The sequence below is a fragment of the Flavobacterium sp. K77 genome, from assembly GCF_021608205.1.
Classification (GTDB): Bacteria; Bacteroidota; Bacteroidia; order Flavobacteriales; family Flavobacteriaceae; genus Flavobacterium; species Flavobacterium turcicum.
The window spans coordinates 1-22,915 of record NZ_JAKIHO010000004.1; the positions used below are offsets into that span (position 1 = coordinate 1).

The following is a 22,915-nucleotide window of genomic DNA, read 5'->3' on the forward strand; positions in this document are numbered from 1 at the left end:
AGATAAAAACCCTCCTACACTAATGTGTGGAAGGGTTTTTTATTTACTGAGGTTAGTGTGATATTTATCTCCTTGTATATGGTATTTAGCATTTACATATTGTCTTTGTTTTATTTGATGTTTTTTTAAGTTTTATTTTATTTGTTTGGAACGCAAAAGAAAATATTTTCTTAGTATCTTACGTTATTATATTCTATTTAACCATCAATCTTTTATCAAAATGAAAACAAAAACAAATTTATTTCTTATTACGGCTTCTATTTTAGCCATCACATCCTGCCAAGACAAGAAACAAGATATTGAAGGAACTTCAAAGAAACAAAATGCTGAAAAGCCATTGACTGTGCAATGTTACAAAGCTATATATGAACGTGATACAATAAATTTACAAGTTGAGAAATTCAATGGTGGTAAGATTGGAGGCAATATGCAAATTCAATTTGATAAAATGCCGATAAAAAAAGGTGCAATTGCAGGTAAATTTAGTGGTGATACCTTATTTGTTAGTTATACCTTTATTGAAGGTAGTAATGAAAAAATAACTTTCAAGAATCCTATGGCTTTTTTAAAACGTGGAGAGCAGCTGATTTTAGGGAATGGCAAAATGCAGACTACTATGGGTGCTACCTATTTCGTAAAAGGAGAACCTATTGATTTTGATTCTGTCAAGTTTAAATTCGACAAGGTTGCATGTGAATGATTTTAAAATCACATAATAACGGTTTGTTAGTTTTTTAAATAAATGCTATTCTAAGGTCAAGAGTTTATTTAATTTGTTCTATTCTCAAGACGATTGCTTTTTTTGTAGCGTAGCAAAATTAAAATGCTTCCGTCACTTCGAGTGCTTTTGTGTAGCGAAGCATAACAAAAGTGTATCGAGAAGTCGTCTTGTTTGCAATACTGTTCTCGATAAACTTTTAACAATAAAGCTATGGCATTATTGTTAAAAGCACTCGAACTGACGGCCTAGCTATCGGTATTGTGAGTGGTTTTGTGTAACGCAGCTTATCAAAGTTTATTTCACCGTCACTTCGAGTGCTTTTGTGTAGCGTAGCGAAACAAAAGGGTATCGAGAAGTCGTCTTGTTTGCAGCATTGTTATCGATACACTTTTTACAATAAAGCTATTGCATTATTGTAAGAAGCACTCGAACTGACGGCCTAGCTATCGGTATTGTGAGTGGTTTTGTGTAACGCAGCTTATCAAAGTTTATTTCATCGTCACTTCGAGTGCTTTTGTGCAGCGAAGCGTAACAAAAGTGTATCGAGAAATCTTCATGTTTGCAGTACTGTTCCAGATACGCTTCGTACAATTAAGCTATTGTATTATTGTACAAAGCACTTGAACTGACGGCGTAGCTTTCGATACTTGGCGAGCTTTTGAGTATCGCAGCGTAGCAAAAGTATATCGAGAATTAGTATTGATTAAATAAATTCATTTTATTCTACTGCTTGGCCAAAGGTGAGTAAGTTGTGATCCGGATCAAGTAACGCAAATTCCTTCTGTCCCCATGGTTTGATGTTTAATGGTGCATTTGGGTGTATAGCTGTGCCTTTGTCAATCAATTCTTTGTAAAATTTTTCTATTTCGTTGGTCCTGATGTAGGTACCTGAGTAGTTTTCTAACGAGTCTAATTCTTTAAATTCAAAAAAGTGAATTTCTACTTGGTCTCTTTTTACTATTAAATAGCCTTCATAATCATGGGCGCTCACATCAACAAATCCGAGTTGCTGTGTGTAATAAGCTTTGGTTACAGCTTTATTGCGCATTGGAAGTTTAGGATGAATTTGTGTCAACATTTTGGTTTATATTTTTGTTGGTTATATTTTTGTTTTTACTGTCTGATATAATAGCTTTTAGTCGATAAAACGCTAAGGTAATTATTTTAAACTTCGTTTTTTACTGCATTTTTACTTATTCTTGGTGATTTTGTTATTGTGTTTCAGATAATTGATAAACGGCGACCTAAGCATCCACTTTATTTTATTACCATTGCTATTTGTACGAATATTTTAGTCGGTAAATCAATAAGTGGTTGTTTTTGCATTTGTTAAAACCATCCTAAAATTGTTATATTTGTTTACTTTATTTGACCAAGCATATTTGTTGGTTAGGCTTACAAAGTTCAATCCAAAAACTATGACCCCAAACGAACAAACCAATACCACGTGGCTGTTTGAAATAACACCTAAAAATAAATTTTTCTCCCTCAATTTAAAGGAAGTATGGCAATACCGTGACTTGTTATTTTTGTTTGTAAAACGTGACATTGTAACGGTTTACAAACAAACTGTTCTCGGACCACTGTGGTTTTTCATTCAACCTTTATTTACCAGTATCACTTTTACCATCATTTTTAATAATGTAGCAGGGATTAGTACAGGCACAGTCCCTCCTTTTTTATTTAATTTGGCTAGTATTACGGTTTGGAATTATTTCACCTCTTGTTTGAACGGTACTTCCAATACGTTTGCAAACAATGCTGGTATTTTCGGAAAAGTTTATTTTCCCCGAATTATCGCACCTTTAACAGTGGTAATTTCAAATTTGGCTAAGTTTTTAATTCAGGTGTTTATTTTTCTTTGTTTTTTTATCTATTACTATAGCCAGAATGCTGCAATTTCTTTTAACAGCGCTACTGTTTTTTTTCCTTTAATTGTTATTTTATTGGGAGTGCTTGGACTTGGGTTGGGTATGATGATTTCGGCATTAGTAACCAAATACCGTGATCTAACGTACCTTATTGGCTTTGGTGTTCAATTGCTCATGTACATTTCGGCAGTCTTTTTTCCTTTAGAGTTAATTGCAATTAAAATGCCCAATTATGCTTGGCTTGTAAAATACAACCCCTTAGCGTATTGCATAGAAGCTACTCGTTATATGTTACTAAGTACGGGTGAATTTCCAATTTGGGGTATGATCTATACGGTGATGATTACAGTTAGTGTTTTTTTAATAGGGTTACTTTTGTTTAATCATACTGAAAAGAAATTTATTGATACGGTTTAAAGTAAGAATTGAGAATTGAGAATTGATTTTTAATTATTCACGATTCACTACTCACGATTCACAATTGACTATTCACTACTCACCACTCACGATTCAGCAAAAAATAATGAAAGACATAATATTAAAAGCAGAAAACATCTCTAAACAATACCGACTTGGAGTAGTAGGTACTGGCTCATTGATGCATGACCTTAATCGTTGGTGGCATCAAATACGAGGGAAAGAGGATCCGTACTTGAAGATTGGCGAAACCAACGATCGTTCTACGAAAGGCGATAGTGATTATGTGTGGGCGCTTCAGGATATTAATTTTGAAATTGGTCGCGGTGAAGTTATTGGGATAATCGGGAAGAATGGAGCTGGTAAATCGACCTTATTGAAAATTTTATCACGTGTTACGGCTCCTACAACTGGAAGCATTAAGTTTGGTGGTCGTGTTGCCTCGTTGCTCGAAGTTGGCACTGGTTTTAATGGCGAAATGACAGGCCGTGAAAACATTTATTTAAACGGTGCTATTTTGGGTATGACCAAAAAAGAAATTACTTCTAAACTCGATGAAATAATCGAATTTTCAGGCTGCCAGCGCTATATTGATACTCCCGTAAAGCGATACAGTAGCGGGATGTACGTTCGTTTGGCTTTTGCCGTAGCTGCATTTTTAGAACCTGAAATTTTAATTATTGACGAAGTTTTAGCAGTAGGCGATGCTGAATTCCAAAAAAAGGCCATTGGCAAAATGCAGGATATTTCTAAAACTGGTGGCCGAACGGTTTTGTTTGTGAGTCATAATATGGCGGCAATAAAACAATTGTGTACCAAAACAATAATGATGGAAAATGGTACTGTAGTTTTTGAAGGAAATACTAATGACGGAATTGATTATTATTTACAATCAAACCAGTACGAAGGATACAAAGGGCATTATGTCAACGATGAAGTCAAAGAATCCGGATTTGTAAGTATTTCTATTGTAGATAAAAATGATGCAATTCGAACAGAGTTCGGTTTTGATGAAGCTATTGCAATCAAGATAACAGCACAAGTGGCAGAACAACATCTCAATTCTCAAATGGGTTTTAGAGTTGTAGATAGAAATGAAAGGGTAATATTCACTTCCGAGATAAAATTGGTTGAAGAAGTTAAGAAAGCAGGTTTGCATCAATTTGAGGTTAAATTACCACAGCAATTTTTAGTAGCCAATAAATTTAACCTTACTTTTGGCATGCATATACCCAATGTTCAACTTATAGATTATCAGGAAAACTGCTTGTCTTTTGAGATTGTGGAAACTGGTTCTGATTTTCATATCTATGGGACAAATGATTTTGGTTGTGTTATTGTAGATTGCAATTGGAAAGTTGTATGAAAATGTTAAAAAAAATATTGAAATATATCTTCAGAAGGAATAATGGTAATGTTACTTTAGATGTCAACTCGAAATTTATTGTATGTCCGCAGTCGTCTAATATTGCCAACATAAATATTTCTATGAGAAATCCTTTAGTAGGCAAGAAGTATCTTGAAATAGGTGAAAACTGTTTGTTAAATGGAACTTTTGTTTTCGAAATTAGTGAAGGTAAAATTACAATAGGTGATAGAACTTTTATTGGCGGAGGAACCTTTATTTGCATTGAAGAAATTAAGATAGGAAGTGATGTAATGTTTTCATGGGGTTGCACAGTAGCAGATAATAATTCACATTCGCATGTTTGGTCAGAAAGAGCGAATGATGTGATTTCTTGGAAAAAAGGTGTTGATGAAAATAAAATTGGAGGATACAAAGATTGGACAAATGTAAAGAGGGGAAAGGTTGTAATTAAAGATAAAGCTTGGATAGGTTTTAATAGCATTATTTTGAAAGGCGTAACAATCGGTGAGGGAGCAATTGTTGGGGCTGGAAGCGTAGTTACAAAAGACGTTCCTGATTGGACAATTGTAGCAGGAAATCCAGCGAAAATTATTAGAGAAATTCCTGAGAATGAAAGATAAAATGACCTGGGAAGAAACCATAAAATATATTAGAACGCAGCCTGCTTTTGCAGCCTTAGTTCAAAAGGCTTACTTCGAGGAAAATTTGCATTTGAATGTAGAGCGCTTTCGCAAAAGTGACGAATTTATTGAAACACTTGGCTTGATAAAGCAATCTCAACCCCATGCAAAAACTATTTTAGATATTGGTAGTGGTAATGGAATTAGCGCAGTTGCATTTGCTCTTGAGGGATATAATGTTGTAACAATAGAACCCGATCCAAGTGATACAGTGGGAGCTGGTGCAATCAGAAAATTAAAAGTGCAGTACAATTTATCAAATTTAGAAGTATTTGAAGCTTTTGCAGAAGAACTTCAATTGCCAAATAACAGTTTTGATATCGTTTATGCACGCCAATGCATGCATCATGCATACGATTTAGGAAAATTTGTCGCAGAAGCAAGTCGAGTAATAAAAAAGGGAGGATTATTTATCACTATTCGTGATCATGTGATTTTTGATAAAAAAGATAAAGAATGGTTTTTAGAGAATCATCCACTTCAAAAATTTTATGGAGGAGAGAATGCTTTTACACCTTTAGAATATAGAAGTGCAATGATTGCTTCAGGTCTTGAAATTCTTAAAGAAATGAGATATTACGATAATGTAATTAATTATTTTCCTATTTCAAGAGAAGAAATGTTGGACATGTTCCAAATTAAAAAAGGGAAAGCAATTTTATATTTGAACGAAAAAATAGGAGTGTTGGCAAAAGTGCCATTTTTTCAAAGAATGTATTTGAGGAAAATTAAGTTGAATAAGGAAACTGTATATGATGAAAATAAAGTGCCTGGTCGAATGTATTCTTATTTATGTATAAAAAAATGAAAATATTAATCATAGGTTCAAAAGGATTTATTGGAAGTCATTGTGTTGATTATTTTCAATCCAAAGGATATGAGGTTTTTCAAGCAGGAACTAATACAGCTACGGAAACTAATTATTATCAAATTGAGCCTCAAAATTCTAATTTTTCATTACCTTTTCAGGAGCATCAATTTGATGTTTGTATTAATGCTTCGGGTTCTGCACATGTGGGCTTTTCATTTGAAAATCCTTCAAGAGATTTTGAATTAAATGTGGTCAATGTTCAAAAAATATTGGTAGCAATCCGGGATTACAATCCTACTTGTAAATTTATAAATTTTTCAAGTGCAGCTGTTTATGGAAATCCCAAAATGTTACCTATAACTGAAAACACAGCATGTAAACCATTATCTCCATACGGTTTTCATAAATTGCAAAGCGAATTGTTATTAACGGAATACCATAATTTTTTTGGATTACAAACGTGTAGTTTGCGAGTCTTTTCAGCTTACGGACCAAGGTTGAAAAAACAATTGTTTTGGGATTTGTATCAAAAAGCCCTTCAAGATGATGTTGTTTTGCTTTTTGGGACAGGAAGTGAAACCCGCGATTTTATTTACATAGATGATTTGATGCAAATTATTGATTTGGTTATCCAACACTCATCCTTCCAAGGTGCAATTTACAATGTGGCCAGCCAGCACGAAATTACAATTGCAGAAGCGGCACACCTTTTTATTAATGAGTTTTCTCCTGAAAAGAAGGTATTGTTTAATGGCCAAGTGAAATTAGGAGATCCTAATAATTGGCTTGCTGATATGGAAAACCTTAAAAAATACGGTTTTAAAGCGCAATTTAATTTGTCTTTAGGGCTAAAAAAGTACTCAAAATGGCTAAAAGAAGCAAAGTAGGAATCATTTATAATTATGATGAGAATTGGATTGGGGGTACATATTATATTGAAAATATGATACGTTCTTTAAATTTTCTAGCTAAAGAAGATCAACTAGTGCTTGATATTTTAGCCAAGGATAAAACAATTTTTAAAAACTTAGCCAAGGTTACAAAGTATTCTAAACTCAAATTTTCTAACCAAACAATTAGGCATAATAAGATCAAAAGATTGATTAATTTTTTTTCAGGGAAGCTTTCAGGTAGAGAGGTTTTTAAAAAGAAAATTAAATTTGATGTCATTTTTCCTCTTTTTGACGTTCAAAACCAATTTAAACATGTAAAAAAAATAATTTTTTGGATTCCTGATTTACAAGAAAAATATTTGCCTAATTTTTTTTCAGTAGGTGAGATTCAAGCACGAAATGGTCGGTACGAAGAAATTATAAAATCTAATCACACTATTGTTTTCAGTAGCAATACTGCAATGCAAGATTTTATGAAGTTTTACCCTCATGCAACTAATGATAAAAAAATATTACGGTTTGCTGTTGTACATCCAACTATTGAGCAAAATCTTTTCAATGAAATTGCAGCAAAATATAGAATAATTGGAGAATATTTTATTGCGCCAAATCAATTCTGGCAACATAAAAATCATATTGCTATTATAGAAGCAGTTAAAATTTTAAGGGATAAAAATGTCAAAGTGAAAATTGTTTTCACTGGTAAAGAAAATGATTATCGCAATCCAAATTATACTGATTTTTTAAAAGAAAAAGTTACTTCGTATGGATTGGACAATCAAATACTCTTTTTAGGATTCATTGACAGAAATGAGCAACTACTTTTAATGAAAAATGCAGTAGCTATCATTCAACCCTCTTTGTTTGAAGGTTGGAGTACGGTTGTGGAGGATGCTAAAGCTTTAAATCAAACTCTGATTGTTTCAAATATTGAAGTCCATAAAGAGCAACTTGCTGATAAAGCGTATTACTTTGATCCTTCTGATTCTCAAGAATTATCTACAAAAATGCAAGATGTGTTTATAAATCCTAGTGATAAAATAAAATATGATATAGATTATAAAGTTAATATTGAAGAATTTGCACAGAATTTTAGAAATCTAACTTACAATCAAGAAGACATTCAGTAAAACAATGAACAAAAAACTCTCTATCATCACTGTTAATTACAACAATGTGGCTGGTTTACAAAAAACCGTCGAAAGTGTGCTAAGTCAAACTTGGCGCAACTTTGAGTATATTGTAATTGATGGCGGCTCAACAGATGGTAGCGCAACCTATTTGGCCTCGCACAATACGGAACTAACGTATTGGGTTAGCGAACCTGATCAAGGTATTTACGATGCCATGAACAAAGGTATTGCCAAAGCTACAGGTGAGTATTTGTTTTTTTTAAATAGCGGTGATCATTTTAATCACAATGACGCCTTGGCTCAAATCGAAAAAGAGTTGCAGCAAGATGGCTTTATCTATTTTGATATTAATGTTGTCACTGCAAGTACTAGCTTTACACTGCATAATCCAGAAAAATTTTCATTCGTTTATTTGCATAATAATTTACCTTGCCACCAATGTACCTTTATTCATAAAACAGTTTTTGAACGATTAGGGTATTACGATACGACATTAAAAATAGTAGCCGATTGGAAATTATTGCTCCTAGCGGTTTTAAAATATAATTTTTCGTACCGCAAGGTTGCCGGAGTTTTTACTACTTTTTACCAAGACGGTATTAGCAGTCTTCCTGAAAATAAGGCCACGATCGATGCCGAACGCGCAACGGTATTGGCAACTGAATTTCCGATTTTAATGCAAGACTTAAAAGAGTATAATTATTTACAACGAGTCCTTCGAAATTTGCGAAAATCACGCAAAATTCAATGGATGATTCGTTTGGGTTGGTTGGATCAATTTTAAATAAAACAATGACGCAACATTCAAACACTTTATCAGTCATAATTCCGGTTTACAACTGTCAGCGGTTTATAGCAAAAACCATTGCTTCTGTGGTTGCACAACCACAAGTTACTGAGATTGTCGTGGTTGATGATGGCAGTACAGATCAGTCTTGGCCCTTGCTAAAGCAGCTGCAACAAGAGTTTTCGCTGCTAAAATTGTATCAACATCCTAAAGGCGTTAATAAAGGACGCTCTGCCACACGTAACCTAGGAATCCAAAAAGCTACGGGAGACTATGTTGCTTTTTTAGATGCTGATGATTATTACCTTGAAAATCGTTTTGACAATGATTTTAAAATATTTGAGTCAATCCCGAATTGTGATGGAGTGTATAATGCTATTGGTGCTCATTTTTACACAGATGTGACTACTGAACTGCAAGCAAATTTGGCACTCTATACCGTTTCTGAAATCATAAAACCCCAAGAGCTATTTGAAAATTTACTACTTGGTTGCAGAGGTCATTTTTCAATAGACGGCTTAACCGTAAAAAAAACTGTTTTTGATAAAATAGGATTATTTAACGAAAAACTACAAGTCGCAGAAGACACTGAAATTTTTTGGAAAATGGCTTTAAGATGCTACTTACAAACGGGTGTTATTGATAAACCTTTGGCAATTAGAGGTGTTCATGAAGCAAATGTCTTTTATAATGAGGTACTGTATAAATCGAACTATTTCGAAATGTTACAATCGATCTTGATTTGGGCTAGTAAGAATAAAATACAAAAATCGCTTTTGGATATTACTTTGAAACAAATATGGATGTTAAAACATAAACAAAATGATAATCTATTAGCGGAGCTTCAATTATGGTTTAAGTTGTTTTTTTCAAGTAGAAGACTGTTTTATTCTACTTTAAATATAAAATATTTCCCTTTGGTCAGAAGACGAAGACAATATTTTAGTTTTTTTTACTCAAAATGATCACTTAACTATGTGCAAATGAATTTTTCAATATCGGTAGTGATACCCGCTTACAATGTAGAGCAATTTATAGAGACAGCAATTGTTTCAGCCTTACAACAACCGGAAGTAAGTGAAGTTGTTGTAGTTGATGATGGTAGCACGGATAGCACTTGTAAAATTGTTAAGACACTGCAAACTTCAAATCTGGCAATTAAACTTTACTTTCATCATAATCACATTAATAAAGGTCGCTCAGCCACTCGTAATTTGGGAATAAAAAATGCAAGGAATAATTACATTGCATTTTTAGATGCCGATGATTATTATTGTCCTGATAGATTCTTGAACGATAAAGAAATTTTAGCAAATAATGCTTCATTAGATGGTACTTATAATGCAGTAGGATTTTATTATTACCGCAATGCTTCAAAAGAAGAAATTTTAAAAAATAAAATAAGTACACTTTGTCAACGTGTTCCGCCAGATGAATTATTTGATGCTGTTATTACAAGTAAATATGGATATTTACATTTGAATGGCCTAACCCTTAAGAAAACTGTTTTTGATGTGATAGGTTATTTTAATGAAGATTTAATGGTTGCCGAAGATTCCGATTTGATTTATAAATTGGCTTTAAAATGTAGCTTAGTTTCAAGTAATATCTTTAGTCCAGTTGCCAAAAGAGGCGTCCATAACACCAATATTTTCAATCAGGATGAAATCTATAAAGTATATAATATTAAGTTGTACGAATCAGTTATTTTTTGGAGTTGTAAGCATGAAATTGCGTTACAACAAATAGATAAAACGTTGTATTGGTTGTGGGTTTTTAAAATTAGAAATTGTAATAGCATTACAAATGATACTTTCTATTGGTTTTATCTATTTTTTTCAAATCCTAAAATTTTATTTTCTTATTTAAGTATTAAATATTTTCCAATAATTAGACAAAGACAAATCCTTTTTCCATTTTTGTATCGTTAGAACCAATTGTAAACCATGTTACCACCAAAACTTTCCATCATAACCGTTAATTACAACAATCTTTCTGGCTTACAAAAAACAGTCGAGAGCGTTGCCAGTCAAACCTGGCAGGAATTTGAGCACATCATTATTGATGGCAGTTCAACTGATGGGAGTGTGGCATTTTTAGAAAGTAAATCACAACAATTTTCATATTGGGTAAGTGAGCCGGACAAAGGCGTGTACCAAGCCATGAACAAAGGCATTGCTAAAGCGAAAGGTAAATACCTACTTTTTTTAAATAGTGGGGATCATTTTTTTTCGAATACGGTGCTAGCGCAATACCATCACCACCTTGCAGCACAGCAAATTATTTACTTTAATTTGCAAGTAGTTGAAGGCGCAACTCGTTTTATTAAGGAATATCCTGAAGTGCTGTCTTTTTCGTATTTTGTACAAGATACTTTACCGCATCCCGCAACTTTTATAGCCAAAAGCGCTTTAGAACAAACCAAAGGCTACAAAGAAGATTTTAAAATTCTATCCGATTGGAAATTCTTTATCGATAGTATTTGCAAAAATCAAGTATCCTATAAAAAGGTAAACAGCACATTGGCTACTTTTTATATTGGTGGTATGAGTTCCAATCCTGCCAATTGGTCTTTAAAACAAGCAGAACGGCAACAGGTTTTAGACAATGAATACGCTTTGTTTGTACAAGATAGTGCAGAGGCCGTGCTTTATAAAAATATAGTAACTACCTTTAAAAAATCAAGAATTATAAGATTGTTGGTGCAGTTAAAATTTCTTAATCGTTTTTAAAAATGAGTGCACTAGTTTCTATCATCGTTCCCTGCTACAAGCAAGCTCATTTTTTAAAGGATTCTCTGCAATCAGTTTTAGATCAAACCTATACTAATTGGGAATGCATTATCGTGAATGATGGCAGTCCAGACAATACCGCTACATTGGCGGCACAATGGTGCGCTGCTGACAGTAGATTTCGATATGTAGAGAAAATAAATGGCGGATTATCCTCGGCTCGCAATGCCGGAATTGCTACTAGTAAAGGCATTTATATTTTACCATTAGATGCAGATGATGTTTTACATCCCGAGTATTTACAACAGACTGTTCCTGAATTAGAGCAAAATGATGAAGTAGCAATTGTATCTTGTCATACCAAATTTTTTAAGGATACCATACAAAATACATTTCAAGAACAAAAACCAATTGGTACGACCTATCACGCCATGCTTTTTGAAAATAATTTGGTTGCTACCTCTTTGTATAGAAGAAAAAGTTGGGTAAACGCAGGAGGTTACGATGAAGGTATGAAGCTAGGTTTTGAAGATTGGGATTTTTGGATTTCGCTTCTAAAAACGGGTAAAACCTATCACGTTGTACCAGAATTTCTGTTTTTTTATCGAAAAGCACAGCAATCCATGTTAACAGCTACTTTGCAGAATCATAGGATTGCAATTTTGCAGTACATGATGACCAAACATAAAGAGTTGTACCAAAAGCATTTTGATAATACGATTTCATATTTGTTTTTTTTAACTAATATGTATCGTAACTCTGAGCAAAAAATAAAATACTCGTTCGCGTTCAAAATAGCAAAAATTATAGCAAAACCTTTTTCGATTTTTAAATCAAAAAGTAAAATAAACACCAACTCTACGCTATGATTTCAGTAGTCATCAGAAATAAAAATCAAGCTACGGCTTTGTCTTTTTTGTTAAAAAATCTAACAGAGCGATACAGCGCGGACATTGCTGAAATTATTGTTGTCGATAATCTTTCAACAGATTCCAGTAACGAAGTTGCGGAACAATATGGCGCACGTTTCATTACTATCGAACATTTTAGCTTTGGCGGCAGTGCTAATGTTTGTGCCAATGCAGCACAGCATCCAATAGTGGTTATTTTTAGTGCTCACTCGTATCCGGTGAGTCCAGATTTTTTTAAGGTGATTCAAGCAAAATTTAATAATAATCCTAAATTAGCGGGCTTGCGTTGTTTGCATCGCACCAACGATTACCGCAATTATATCAATAACATCTCAGCAAAGGCAGACCCTAACAAATCAGGCTTGATATTTTCAGGTTCGGCTTTCAGTAAAACAGTTTGGGAAAAATATCCGTTTCGAGAAGACGTATCTACTTTTGAAGACAAAGAATGGACCGTTCGGCTACTCAGTCATGGCTACGATATTGAATTTGCTCCTGTGGTTTTTAGTTACGAAATAAAAAGAACACCCAAACAGTTGTTTTTTAGATTCAAAAATGATGTGGTAGGCAATTATCAATTGTGGCATCAAGAGGTAAGTTTAGCTAATGCTTGCAAAGGATTTATGGGTGGAATCTGGAACAGTGGTAAACAGTTTTTCATCGATTGTTACTACCATAGTAAGCGATTATTGTTTTTACTATCTTTTATGGGTAATAAACCTAAAAAGTTCTAAATCAAGTCAAGTCTATATTTACAAAGTATAATTTCAAAATTCCATATATGTTTACATCTGCAATAGAACAATTAAAAAAACACTTTCGAACCTTAAAAAATGGATTGGCTGTGCATCCGTTGTTTTCGCGCTATGATAAGTATCAATTGGATCAAATCAATAGAAAAACAAATACTACAAGACACATTCACTTGAAACCCAAAGGCTTGAAATATGGTATTACAATCCGCCAAAATTTTGTTGATAAGGATGTAGTTTTCTATGTGCTGCAAGAGCAATATCATTTGCCGCCTACTGAAGCAACACTTCGGTCCAATCCAGTTATTTTAGACTTAGGAAGTAACATCGGTTTAACAGTGGCTCATCTTAAAAATCAATATCCTTCAGCCACAATTATTGGATATGAAATGAATCAGGAAAATTATTTTTTGGCTGTAGCCAACACTCAAAAGTATCCTGATGTACAAATAGTAAATACAGCGGTTTGGATAGAAGATGCTACCGTGAGTTATGCTAAAGAAGCTAATTTTGATTCCTATTCTATAGTAAATCAAGCTAAAGACAGTGCTGCCAGTCAGCAAATTACAGTGCCTTGTTTACAACTTTCGACTATTTTTAAAAATCATAATTTAGATTATGTTGATTATTTGAAAATGGATATTGAAGGCGCCGAAGAGTCTATTTTGCGTGCAGCTGATTTGAGTTGGATGCAAAAGGTAGGAGCCATGAATATTGAAATGCATTTGGACAATGAAGCTGATTTGGACCAATTTAAATTGATAATTGAACAACAAGGTTTTAAAGTTTGGAAAGATCACAAGCATTGGTCTAGTATATTTGCTGTACGCGAATTAACTTTGTCGTAAAACTGTCATTATAAAGCGATAAAAGGTAAAGCAAACAATGTAAATATGAACGATAAAGTATCCGTGATTATTCCGTGTTTTAACCAAGCACAATTTCTAGAAGAGACTTTGCAATCAGTTATAAATCAAACTTTTACCAATTGGGAATGTTTGATTATAGATGATGGAAGCACTGATACTTCCAAAATTATCGCGGAGAATTACTGCAATTTAGATCCTCGATTTCAATATGTTTTTCAAACAAATGCGGGTTTAAGTAGTGCTCGTAATACCGGATTAAAATTGGCACGAGGAACTTATATTCAGCTTTTGGATGGTGACGATTGGTTACATCCGCAAAAATTCGAATTACAAATACAAGATTTAAAAGAAGCTTCGATTAGTATTGCAGATTATTTTTCTTTTCTAGACGGAACGCCCAATACAGCAGCGCCTAATAGGTATTTAACGCCTTTTGTATCTGAGAAATCGTATGTAAACCAAATTATTTTAGATTGGGAATATAGATTGTCTATACCTTGTCATTCTGTTTTATTCGAGAGAAATTTACAATGCCAGAATGCCATTTTTTTTGATGAAAATCTTCCCAACCATGAAGATTGGGTTTTTTGGGTGCAATTGTTTTACAAGGCAAAAAAGATTAAGAATAATAGCAAGGTATTAGCCTATTATCGTATCCGCCAAAAGTCTATGAGCAGCAATTATACGGTGATGCGACAAGGTTTTTTACAAAGTGCAGATATTCTAATACAATATTTTGAAGCACAAAAGGATCCTTTCTATCGAAAAGTAGTCAAACTCAAAAAAAGAGAAATTTTAAATAAAAATAAAAACACTATTTTTAAAAAATTAAAGGCTCGCATTAAAGCCAAAATTCTTCACTTTTACCAATATGTTAAAAACAATTAAACCCATAGCTATTTATTTACCACAGTTTCATCCCATTCCAGAAAATGATCAGTGGTGGGGCAAAGGGTTTACAGAGTGGACGAACGCGGCTAAAGCGCAACCGCTTTTTAAAGATCATTATCAACCCCATTTGCCTGCAGATTTAGGGTTTTATGACTTGCGACTTGAAGAAGCCCGGCTTGCTCAAGAAGCATTAGCAAAGTCATATGGAATTTACGGTTTTTGTTATTATCACTATTGGTTTAATGGTAAGCAAGTACTTGAGGAGCCATTGCAACGTAAAATTAGAAATCCAAAAGAAGATTTGCCTTTTATGATGTGTTGGGCCAATGAGAATTGGACAAGAACTTGGATTGAAGCAGAACGCGATGTATTGCTTAAACAAGAATACTCACCCGAAGATGATGAAAAACATATTGAATTTTTAATTCCATATTTTAAGGATGACCGCTACATAAAAGTCAACGGTAAACCTGTTTTTATGGTGTATCGTCCAAATTTGTTTCCAGATATGTACAAAACCATTCAAACATGGCGTAAATTGGTACAGCAAGCAGGGTTTCCTGATTTGTATATCGGATTTGCTCGTAAATCTGTCAATAAAGTTTTTATGGATTGTTTTGATTTTGCCTTTGAATTTCAGCCCAGTTTTTCAGATACTCCTGTGGCACCAAAAGCAACCTTATGGGAAAGAGTTAAGATAAAAACAAAAAAAATAACAGGTACATCCGCACCACCAAAAGTCATCATAAATGATTATGAGGCGTATGCGAATCATCAAATGAATAACACCTTCGATCCAAAGGTATATCCAGGTATAACTCCCATGTGGGATAATACTGCTAGAAAAAAAAACTATCCTTTCATTCTGCATCAATCAACACCTGAAAAATACAAACAATGGCTGCAGCATATTGCTGATAATTTTCCTTGGAGAAAAGCGTCAGATACATTTTTGTTCATCAATGCATGGAACGAATGGGCCGAGGGAAATCATTTAGAACCTTGCCAAAAATGGGGTACTGCATATCTTGAAGCAACCCAAGAGGTAATAGAAGGTCAATCAAAAAAGATTTCCAAATGAGCAATATTACCGTAAGTATTTTTATGCTCACCTACAATCAAGAAGCGTTTATTGCTCAAGCGATTGAAGGCGTTTTAATGCAAAAAACTACTTTTAGAATCCAGTTGGTCATTGGGGAAGATTGTAGTATCGATACTACCCGACATATTTGCGAAAGCTATGCGGCAAAATATGGTGACCTTGTAAAATTACTGCCAAGCCCAACTTCAAACCAAGGCTTGATTGCCAACTATATGCGAACAATAGCGGCATGTGATGGAACCTATGTTGCTATTTGCGATGGGGATGATTATTGGATTGACGAAAATAAATTACAAAAACAAGTTGATTTTTTAAATAGTAATCCTGAGTATTCAATTGTTTATACGGCTGTGAATAAATTGTTTATTGATGGGGGTATAGAATCCTATGGATATTCATTCAACAAAACAACGTTATTTTACGAAGATTTGATACAGCAAAACAGTATTTTTTCGGTAAGCGCTTTGTTTGAAAACCCTCAACTGCAAGGAGCGGGTATTCCCTCTTGGATTGGAAAATTCCCTTTTGGTGATTGGCAAACCTATCTCTGGATTTTGAAAGATGGTTCAAAAGTACATTATATGGATGAGGTAACGGCTGTTTATCGCATGAACATTGGTGTCTCATTTGGCATCATGAAAAAAAACAGTACATTTATTGAGGTTTTGGTGCGTATTTTACAAGATGTACTTGCAGATGCCAACTTTAAGCATAAAAAGCATGTCACAGCAGTCAGTCTTTTTGATCGCCAAAAAGATTTGATAACTTGTTACCATCGTGAAGCTTCGTATGGCAAAGGTTTTCAACTTTTTTTAAAGAATTTAATTGGAGTACCACAGCAAATGCATTGGATAAAATTTTATTTGTATTCTCTGTTGAAAAGTTAAAATTTATGTACAAACAAACTTCAAATTAAGATGCGAATTTTGATGGTATCTATCCCCAATCATCATTTTTTTCAATGGGTAAACCAATTGGAAAACAGTGGGCATGAGGTGATCTGGTTTGATGCTTCAGACGGAGGAGCAGAGGTGCAACGCATTAAATGGGTACATCAAATTAAAGGTTGGAAATTGAGATGGGATTTTCCATTTCGACAAACCATCAAAATGAATTACCCAAAAATTTCTCAATGGCTCGCTAGATTCAATGAAAAAGACATAGCCGTAGTTTTTGAAAAATTGATTGATCAGTTTCAGCCTGATTTAATTCATAGTTTTGAAATGCGTTTAACGGGCTTACCCTTGATTAAGGTATTGCAAAAACACGGTTCGATTGCTTTAGTGTATTCTTCTTGGGGCAGTGATTTGTATTATTTTAAAGCATTAGGCGTTTCGCAAGAACGTGCATATCAATTTTTACAAAGGGTAAACTATTTAATCACTGATTGCCATAGAGATCATGAAATTGCAAAAGCTACAGGTTTCTCAAATACTTTTCTTGGAGTGTATCCTGGCAATGGAGGAATAGCTATTAAGCACGATTATATAAAAACGAGAGAAAATCGCAATCAAATTATTGTGAAAGGTTATGATGATGGGGTAGGAAAAGCGCATGTTGTTCTACAAGCCTTGAAAATGGTAAAAAAAGAACTTTTATCTCCTTATGAGTTGTTTGTTTACAGCGCTGATGAAATAATTGTTCAAACTATAAAAATGGATTTATTTTTTCAATCATTGCCTTGTAAAGTGATTCCTAGAGGTCAGTTTCTGGCCAATGAAAAGCTTTTACAAATAATGGGAAAAGCAGTGCTACACATTGGCAACAGTGTATCAGATGGAATGCCAAATGCTTTACTTGAAGCAATGGGTATGGGCGCTTTCCCTATTCAATCTAATCCAGGAGGTGTTTCCGAAGAGGTGATTTCAGATGGTAAAAATGGATTTTTAATTCAAGACCCATTGGATGCAGCCGCAATTGCAAACCAAATTGAAAGTGCTTTGCTTGATGTTGATTTAATTAGTAATGCAATGGATTACAATATTGAATTGATTAAGCAACGATACGATCGTACGATGCTTAAAAACAATATTATTAAAATGTATAATGATATCTTTGATTTAAAAAGACAATAATTAATTAATGGTCACACTTGTATTAACCAATCGCAATCGCGATTTTCGAATTGTAAAAAAATGTTTGGATTCGCTCTTGAATCAAACCAATGATGCTTTCGAGTTGTTTTTTATAGACTATGGTAGTGACTCAGAATATGTAGTGGCTTTAAAAGTAGCAATTCAAGCGTATCCAAAAATTAAACTGATTCTATGCCCGGTAAACGGACAGCTGTGGAATAAAAGTCGAGCCATTAATATTGCATTGAAACAAACAACTACACCCTATTTTTTAGTAGGTGATGTCGATTTAATTTTTGCACCACATTTTATTAATACAGTTTATACTTTAATGAATGACCAACAAGTTTGGTATTTTCAATACGGCTTTTTAGCCCAACAAGAATCTCTTTTAAATAAATCTTTTGAAGACTATACCGTTGATTTTAAAGGTAGTCCAGAGGTTACAGGTACTACATTATTTCCTACTTCTGGTATTCAAAGTATCAACGGTTTTGATGAGTTTTATCATGGTTGGGGTGCCGAAGATACAGACATGCATGTTAGGATGCAGTTGCTCGGTTATGCAATCAAATTTTATGATTCAGATTGTATCATTAAGCACCAGTGGCACGCCAAACAATATCGCAATAAGAAAAGTAAACATCCATTTCACATCGGTTTAGAACAAATTAATCACGAATATTTACAACTTACCAAGACAACAAAGCGATTGATTGTAAATCAAAAACAACCTTGGGGTTTATTAGCAGAAGAGTTTTTATATCAAAAATTGAACAACGCAACATTTGATAATTCGCTTCAAATAACAAATTCAGTTAAAAAAGTGAATGCAGTTTTGTCACAGTTGCATAATTTTAAAGATGAAAGTATTCATTTAAAAATTGTTTCAATTGGGGTTAAAGAAAGATGGAAAAACAAAATTAAGAATCGAATAGCAAACAGAATTTACGATGAACTGGAATTAGAGTCAATAAACTCGTTGATTCTGGAACAGATTGTGCAATTTCATCGCAATAATCCGTATCATTACACTTATGATCGAAAAGCTAAATTTATCGAATTGAAAATGATATTCTAAAAATTTGGAATTCTCGTTGAGTTGATTGATAATCAAAATAAAAGATACTTATCTAAAATGAAAAAAATAGGACTTATTCCACTACGTAAAAATTCGAAGGGAATCCCAGGAAAAAATAAAAAGAAAATGGTCGGACGCCCTCTGTTTACATGGGTGCTTACGGCTGCTATTTTTTCTGAGCTAGATGAGGTATATGTTTTTACAGATGATCAAGAAGTTATTGATTTTGTGCAGCGGGAATACCATTGGACTGCTAAAGTAAAAGCACTACTACGAGTGGATGAAAATGCTACTGATACCGCATCGACTGAAAGCGCTATGTTAGAGTTTTCAGAAAAAATAAATCACGATTACGATATCATATGTTTATTGCAAGCAACTTCACCTTTTACAGAGGCTTGCGATATCAATGCAGTATTGCAACAGCTTGTTGAACAACAAAAAGACAGTGCCTTAACGGTAGTAAAAACTCATCGCTTTACTTGGAATACTGATGGAACACCTCAAAATTACGATTTCAATCACCGTCCAAGAAGACAAGATTTCAATGGTTTGTTAGTCGAAAATGGTGCCGTTTATGCTAGTACGAAACTGGCATTCATAGAATCAAAAAGCCGTTTGAGTGGTGCAGTAGGTCTGGTAACAATGGAAGAAAATAGTTATACCGAAATTGACAGTCCTACCGATTGGCTTATAGTTGAAAATTTGTTGATGGAACGCCAAAAGAAACGAAAACAAAACCAAAGGATTGACTATCTGGTACTAGATGTAGATGGCGTGTTTACAGATGGTTCCGTTTATTACGATAAAAGTGGAGAGCTAGCCAAACAATTTGACATGCGCGATGGTATGGGCCTCGAAATACTACGTCAGCATGCGGTTGAGGTGCTCGTATTAACCTCCGAAAATTCAGACTTGGTGGCGCAGCGTATGAAAAAATTACAAATTGAAGCTACTTTTTTGGGTGTAAAGGACAAATATTCCTTTTTGAAACAAGTTCTTGCGAGTAAAAATAGTAGTTTTGGAGCGGTGGCTTACATGGGCGATGATGTAAACGATTTGACCAATATGTGCACTGTTGGACTTTCTTTTGCTCCAGCAAATGCAACATCAACAATAAAACATCATGCCGATTTTGTTCTCGGATCAGCCTCAGGTGCTGGTGCAATAAGAGAGGTATGTGAAACGATTATAAAGTACAATAAAAGATATGAGTAATTATAAAAAGCCATATGTGATTGCCGAAATTGGTTGCAACCACAAAGGGGATATGGAAATAGCTAAGGAACTAATCAAGATTGCTAAAATTTTCTGCAATGTAGATGCGGTGAAGTTCCAAAAAAGAAACAACAAAGAATTATTGACCGAGGAGCAATACAATGCGCCGCACCCCAATGCCTCTAACTCCTACGGAGATACTTATGGCGCACATCGAGAGTTTCTAGAATTCAATGTGGAGCAGCATCGTGAGCTAAAAGAGTACTGCGAATCGATTGGGATTACCTATTCTACTTCAGTTTGGGACACTACTTCAGCTAAAGAAATTGCTTCTTTGAACCCAGAATTTATTAAAATTCCGTCGGCTTGTAATAATAATTACGACATGTTAGCCTGGTTGTGCGATAATTATCAGGGAGAAATTCACATTTCAACAGGAATGACTACTAAAGATGAAGCGGACACTTTAGTTAACTACTTTCTCGAAAAAGGTCGTAATAAAGATTTGGTGTTGTACAATTGTACCTCAGGCTATCCAGTACCTTTTCAAGATGTATGCTTGTTGGATATCAACTTGCTACAACAAAAGTACGGTGACAAAGTAAAGCACATTGGATTTTCAGGTCATCATCTAGGTATTGCCGTAGATGTAGCAGCATATACACTTGGCGCGAATATCATAGAACGACACTACACCATTGATCGAACCTGGAAAGGTACGGATCATGCAGCCTCTTTAGAACCTATGGGCTTGCGTAAACTTGCACGAGATTTGCATGCAGTGCATAGTGCTCTGGCTTTCAAATCAACCGATATATTGCCAATAGAGCAAGTGCAGCGCGATAAATTAAAAAACAGAAAGTCGTAAACGACTACAACATATTCTCGTCACTTCGAGTGCTTTTGAGTAGCGTAGCGAAACAAAAGTGTATCGAGAAGTCGTCTTGCCTGCAGTACTGTTCTCGATACATTTTACACAATAAAGCTATCGCATTTTTGTTTAAAACACTCGAACTGACGATTATGGTCGAGTCGGTAAGGGCGTCACTTCGAGTAGCTCAACGAAACAAAAGTATCTCTTTACCGTCACTTCGAGTGCTTTTGAGTAGCGTAGCGAAACAAAAGTGTATCGAGAAGTCGTCTTGCTTGCAGTACTGTTCTCGATACATTTTAAATAAAAAAGCTATCGCATTTTTGTTTAAAACACTCGAACTGACGATTATCATCGAGGAAGAAGTTCCCGTCACTTCGAGTAGCGCAACGAAACAAAAGTATCTCTTTACCGTCACTTCGAGTGCTTTTGAGTAGCGCAGCGAATCAAAAGTGTATCGAGAAGCCGTCTTGCCTGCAGTACTGTTCTCGATACATTTTAAATAAAAAAGCTATCGCATTTTTGTTTAAAACACTCGAACTGACGATTATGGTCGAGTCGGTAAGGGCGTCACTTCGAGTAGCGCAACGAAACAAAAGTATTTCTTTACCGTCACTTCGAGTGCTTTTGAGTAGCGCAGCGAAGCAAAAGTGTATCGAGAAGTTGTCTTTTTTGCAGTACTGTTCTCGATACATTTTACACAAAAAAGCTATCGCATTTTTGTTTAAAACACTCGAACTGACGATGTATTAACGTCACTTCGAGTAGCGTAACGTATCAAGAGGTCAAAATAACTTTTAAAAATAAAGCTAAGGATGAAAGTATCTTATGTCTATATCTTAAAATGTTCAGATGAAACTTATTACACAGGAGTAACTAGTAATTTGGATGCTAGGATGATTAAACATGAATCTGGCTTTTATCCCGACTGCTATACCGCTAAGCGCAGGCCATTAGATCTCGTTTTTTATGCTGAATTTACAGATATAAATATGGCCATTGAAAAAGAAAAACAAATCAAAAAGTGGTCGCGTGCGAAAAAACAAGCACTCATAAATGGAGATTTTGATGCCTTGCCCAATTTGGCTAAAAAGAAGTTTTAATCTTTTTTAATTGATAAATGTTTTTTATCGTCCTGTTCTCGATACACTTTTTAAAATAAAGCTATCGCATTATTTTAAAAAGCACTCGAACTGACGATTATCATCGAAGATTTATTTTCGAGCACTTCAAGTTGTTTTACACAGCGCGCCAAAACAAAAGTGTATTTATCAACCGTCACTTCGAGTGCTTTTGAGTAGCGCAGCGAAGCAAAAGTGTATCGAGAAGCCGTCTTGCCTGCAGTACTGTTCTCGATACATTTTAAATAAAAAAGCTATCGCATTTTTGTTTAAAACACTCGAACTGACGATTATCATCGAGTCGGTAAGGGCGTCACTTCGAGTAGCGCAACGAAACAAAAGTATCTCTTTACCGTCACTTCGAGTGCTTTTGAGTAGCGCAGCGAATCAAAAGTGTATCGAGAAGCCGTCTTGCCTGCAGTACTGTTCTCGATACATTTTAAATAAAAAAGCTATCGCATTTTTGTTTAAAACACTCGAACTGACGATTATGGTCGTGGAAGAAGTTCCCGTCACTTCGAGTAGCTCAGCGTATCGAGTTCTCGATACATTTTTTAAAATAAAGCTAACGCATTATTTTAAAAAAACACTCGAACTGACGATGTATTGT

At 34.5% G+C, this 22,915-nt stretch carries 23 protein-coding genes; 22 read left to right on the forward strand and 1 reads right to left on the reverse strand.

The window, feature by feature from the left end:
- Positions 1–220: 220 nt before the first annotated feature.
- Positions 221–700: a hypothetical protein gene (locus tag L1S34_RS08800; RefSeq protein WP_236363708.1), complete on the forward strand. Its 480-nt coding sequence runs from the start codon at positions 221–223 to the stop codon at positions 698–700.
- Positions 701–1,439: 739 nt separating this feature from the next.
- Here the strand turns inward: L1S34_RS08800 and L1S34_RS08805 are convergent.
- A complete protein-coding gene (locus tag L1S34_RS08805; protein ID WP_236363709.1) occupies positions 1,440–1,799 on the reverse strand; it encodes a bleomycin resistance protein in 360 nt (119 codons plus the stop codon).
- Positions 1,800–2,139: 340 nt separating this feature from the next.
- Here L1S34_RS08805 and L1S34_RS08810 point away from each other — a divergent pair, with 340 nt between their 5' ends.
- The 21 genes from L1S34_RS08810 (at position 2,140) to L1S34_RS08910 (ending at position 22,287) form a co-directional block, all read left to right on the forward strand.
- Entirely contained in the window at positions 2,140–3,009 is an 870-nt protein-coding gene (locus L1S34_RS08810) for an ABC transporter permease (RefSeq protein WP_236363710.1), read from the forward strand.
- 106 nt (positions 3,010–3,115) lie between these two features.
- Positions 3,116–4,375 (forward strand): ABC transporter ATP-binding protein, encoded by a 1,260-nt coding sequence (locus L1S34_RS08815; RefSeq protein ID WP_236363711.1) that lies wholly within the window; start codon positions 3,116–3,118, stop codon positions 4,373–4,375.
- Positions 4,376–4,392: 17 nt separating this feature from the next.
- On the forward strand, positions 4,393–4,998 hold the full coding sequence (locus L1S34_RS14910; protein WP_305070433.1) for an acyltransferase: 606 nt from the start codon (positions 4,393–4,395) through the stop codon (positions 4,996–4,998).
- Positions 4,988–5,866 carry a class I SAM-dependent methyltransferase gene (locus tag L1S34_RS08825; RefSeq protein WP_236363712.1) on the forward strand — a complete coding sequence of 293 codons (879 nt, stop codon included), beginning with the start codon at positions 4,988–4,990 and terminating at the stop codon, positions 5,864–5,866. Before L1S34_RS14910 ends, L1S34_RS08825 begins: the two co-directional genes overlap by 11 nt.
- Complete coding sequence (locus tag L1S34_RS08830; protein WP_236363713.1) at positions 5,863–6,756, forward strand: NAD-dependent epimerase/dehydratase family protein; 894 nt, start codon at positions 5,863–5,865, stop codon at positions 6,754–6,756. The genes L1S34_RS08825 and L1S34_RS08830 overlap by 4 nt, the downstream gene beginning before the upstream one ends.
- Complete coding sequence (locus L1S34_RS08835) at positions 6,735–7,892, forward strand: glycosyltransferase family 4 protein (protein WP_236363714.1); 1,158 nt, start codon at positions 6,735–6,737, stop codon at positions 7,890–7,892. Before L1S34_RS08830 ends, L1S34_RS08835 begins: the two co-directional genes overlap by 22 nt.
- A gap of 4 nt (positions 7,893–7,896) precedes the next feature.
- A complete protein-coding gene (locus tag L1S34_RS08840; RefSeq protein ID WP_236363715.1) occupies positions 7,897–8,679 on the forward strand; it encodes a glycosyltransferase family 2 protein in 783 nt (260 codons plus the stop codon).
- An 8-nt stretch (positions 8,680–8,687) separates the two neighbouring features.
- Positions 8,688–9,647, forward strand: a complete 960-nt coding sequence (locus tag L1S34_RS08845; RefSeq protein WP_236363716.1) for a glycosyltransferase family 2 protein — start codon at positions 8,688–8,690, stop codon at positions 9,645–9,647.
- An 18-nt stretch (positions 9,648–9,665) separates the two neighbouring features.
- Positions 9,666–10,613 carry a glycosyltransferase family 2 protein gene (locus L1S34_RS08850; RefSeq protein ID WP_236363717.1) on the forward strand — a complete coding sequence of 316 codons (948 nt, stop codon included), beginning with the start codon at positions 9,666–9,668 and terminating at the stop codon, positions 10,611–10,613.
- 15 nt (positions 10,614–10,628) lie between these two features.
- Positions 10,629–11,414, forward strand: coding sequence for a glycosyltransferase family 2 protein (locus L1S34_RS08855; protein ID WP_236363718.1), 786 nt, complete (start codon positions 10,629–10,631; stop codon positions 11,412–11,414).
- A 2-nt stretch (positions 11,415–11,416) separates the two neighbouring features.
- Positions 11,417–12,283, forward strand: coding sequence for a glycosyltransferase family 2 protein (locus L1S34_RS08860; protein ID WP_236363719.1), 867 nt, complete (start codon positions 11,417–11,419; stop codon positions 12,281–12,283).
- On the forward strand, positions 12,280–13,059 hold the full coding sequence (locus L1S34_RS08865; protein ID WP_236363720.1) for a glycosyltransferase: 780 nt from the start codon (positions 12,280–12,282) through the stop codon (positions 13,057–13,059). The genes L1S34_RS08860 and L1S34_RS08865 overlap by 4 nt, the downstream gene beginning before the upstream one ends.
- A gap of 47 nt (positions 13,060–13,106) precedes the next feature.
- Positions 13,107–13,925 carry an FkbM family methyltransferase gene (locus L1S34_RS08870; protein WP_236363721.1) on the forward strand — a complete coding sequence of 273 codons (819 nt, stop codon included), beginning with the start codon at positions 13,107–13,109 and terminating at the stop codon, positions 13,923–13,925.
- A gap of 45 nt (positions 13,926–13,970) precedes the next feature.
- A complete protein-coding gene (locus tag L1S34_RS08875; RefSeq protein ID WP_236363722.1) occupies positions 13,971–14,834 on the forward strand; it encodes a glycosyltransferase family 2 protein in 864 nt (287 codons plus the stop codon).
- Positions 14,818–15,918 carry a glycosyltransferase WbsX family protein gene (locus L1S34_RS08880; protein WP_236363723.1) on the forward strand — a complete coding sequence of 367 codons (1,101 nt, stop codon included), beginning with the start codon at positions 14,818–14,820 and terminating at the stop codon, positions 15,916–15,918. Before L1S34_RS08875 ends, L1S34_RS08880 begins: the two co-directional genes overlap by 17 nt.
- Complete coding sequence (locus L1S34_RS08885) at positions 15,915–16,826, forward strand: glycosyltransferase family 2 protein (protein WP_236363724.1); 912 nt, start codon at positions 15,915–15,917, stop codon at positions 16,824–16,826. The genes L1S34_RS08880 and L1S34_RS08885 overlap by 4 nt, the downstream gene beginning before the upstream one ends.
- 42 nt (positions 16,827–16,868) lie before the next feature.
- The gene (locus L1S34_RS08890) at positions 16,869–18,014 is read left to right on the forward strand and encodes a glycosyltransferase (RefSeq protein WP_236363918.1); all 1,146 of its coding nucleotides are present in this window, start codon (positions 16,869–16,871) and stop codon (positions 18,012–18,014) included.
- A 7-nt stretch (positions 18,015–18,021) separates the two neighbouring features.
- Entirely contained in the window at positions 18,022–19,095 is a 1,074-nt protein-coding gene (locus L1S34_RS08895; RefSeq protein WP_236363725.1) for a glycosyltransferase family 2 protein, read from the forward strand.
- 57 nt (positions 19,096–19,152) lie between these two features.
- Complete coding sequence (locus L1S34_RS08900) at positions 19,153–20,313, forward strand: acylneuraminate cytidylyltransferase (protein ID WP_236363726.1); 1,161 nt, start codon at positions 19,153–19,155, stop codon at positions 20,311–20,313.
- Positions 20,306–21,181, forward strand: a complete 876-nt coding sequence (locus L1S34_RS08905; RefSeq protein WP_236363727.1) for an N-acetylneuraminate synthase family protein — start codon at positions 20,306–20,308, stop codon at positions 21,179–21,181. Before L1S34_RS08900 ends, L1S34_RS08905 begins: the two co-directional genes overlap by 8 nt.
- An 818-nt stretch (positions 21,182–21,999) precedes the next feature.
- On the forward strand, positions 22,000–22,287 hold the full coding sequence (locus L1S34_RS08910; protein WP_236363728.1) for a GIY-YIG nuclease family protein: 288 nt from the start codon (positions 22,000–22,002) through the stop codon (positions 22,285–22,287).
- Positions 22,288–22,915: the final 628 nt, after the last annotated feature.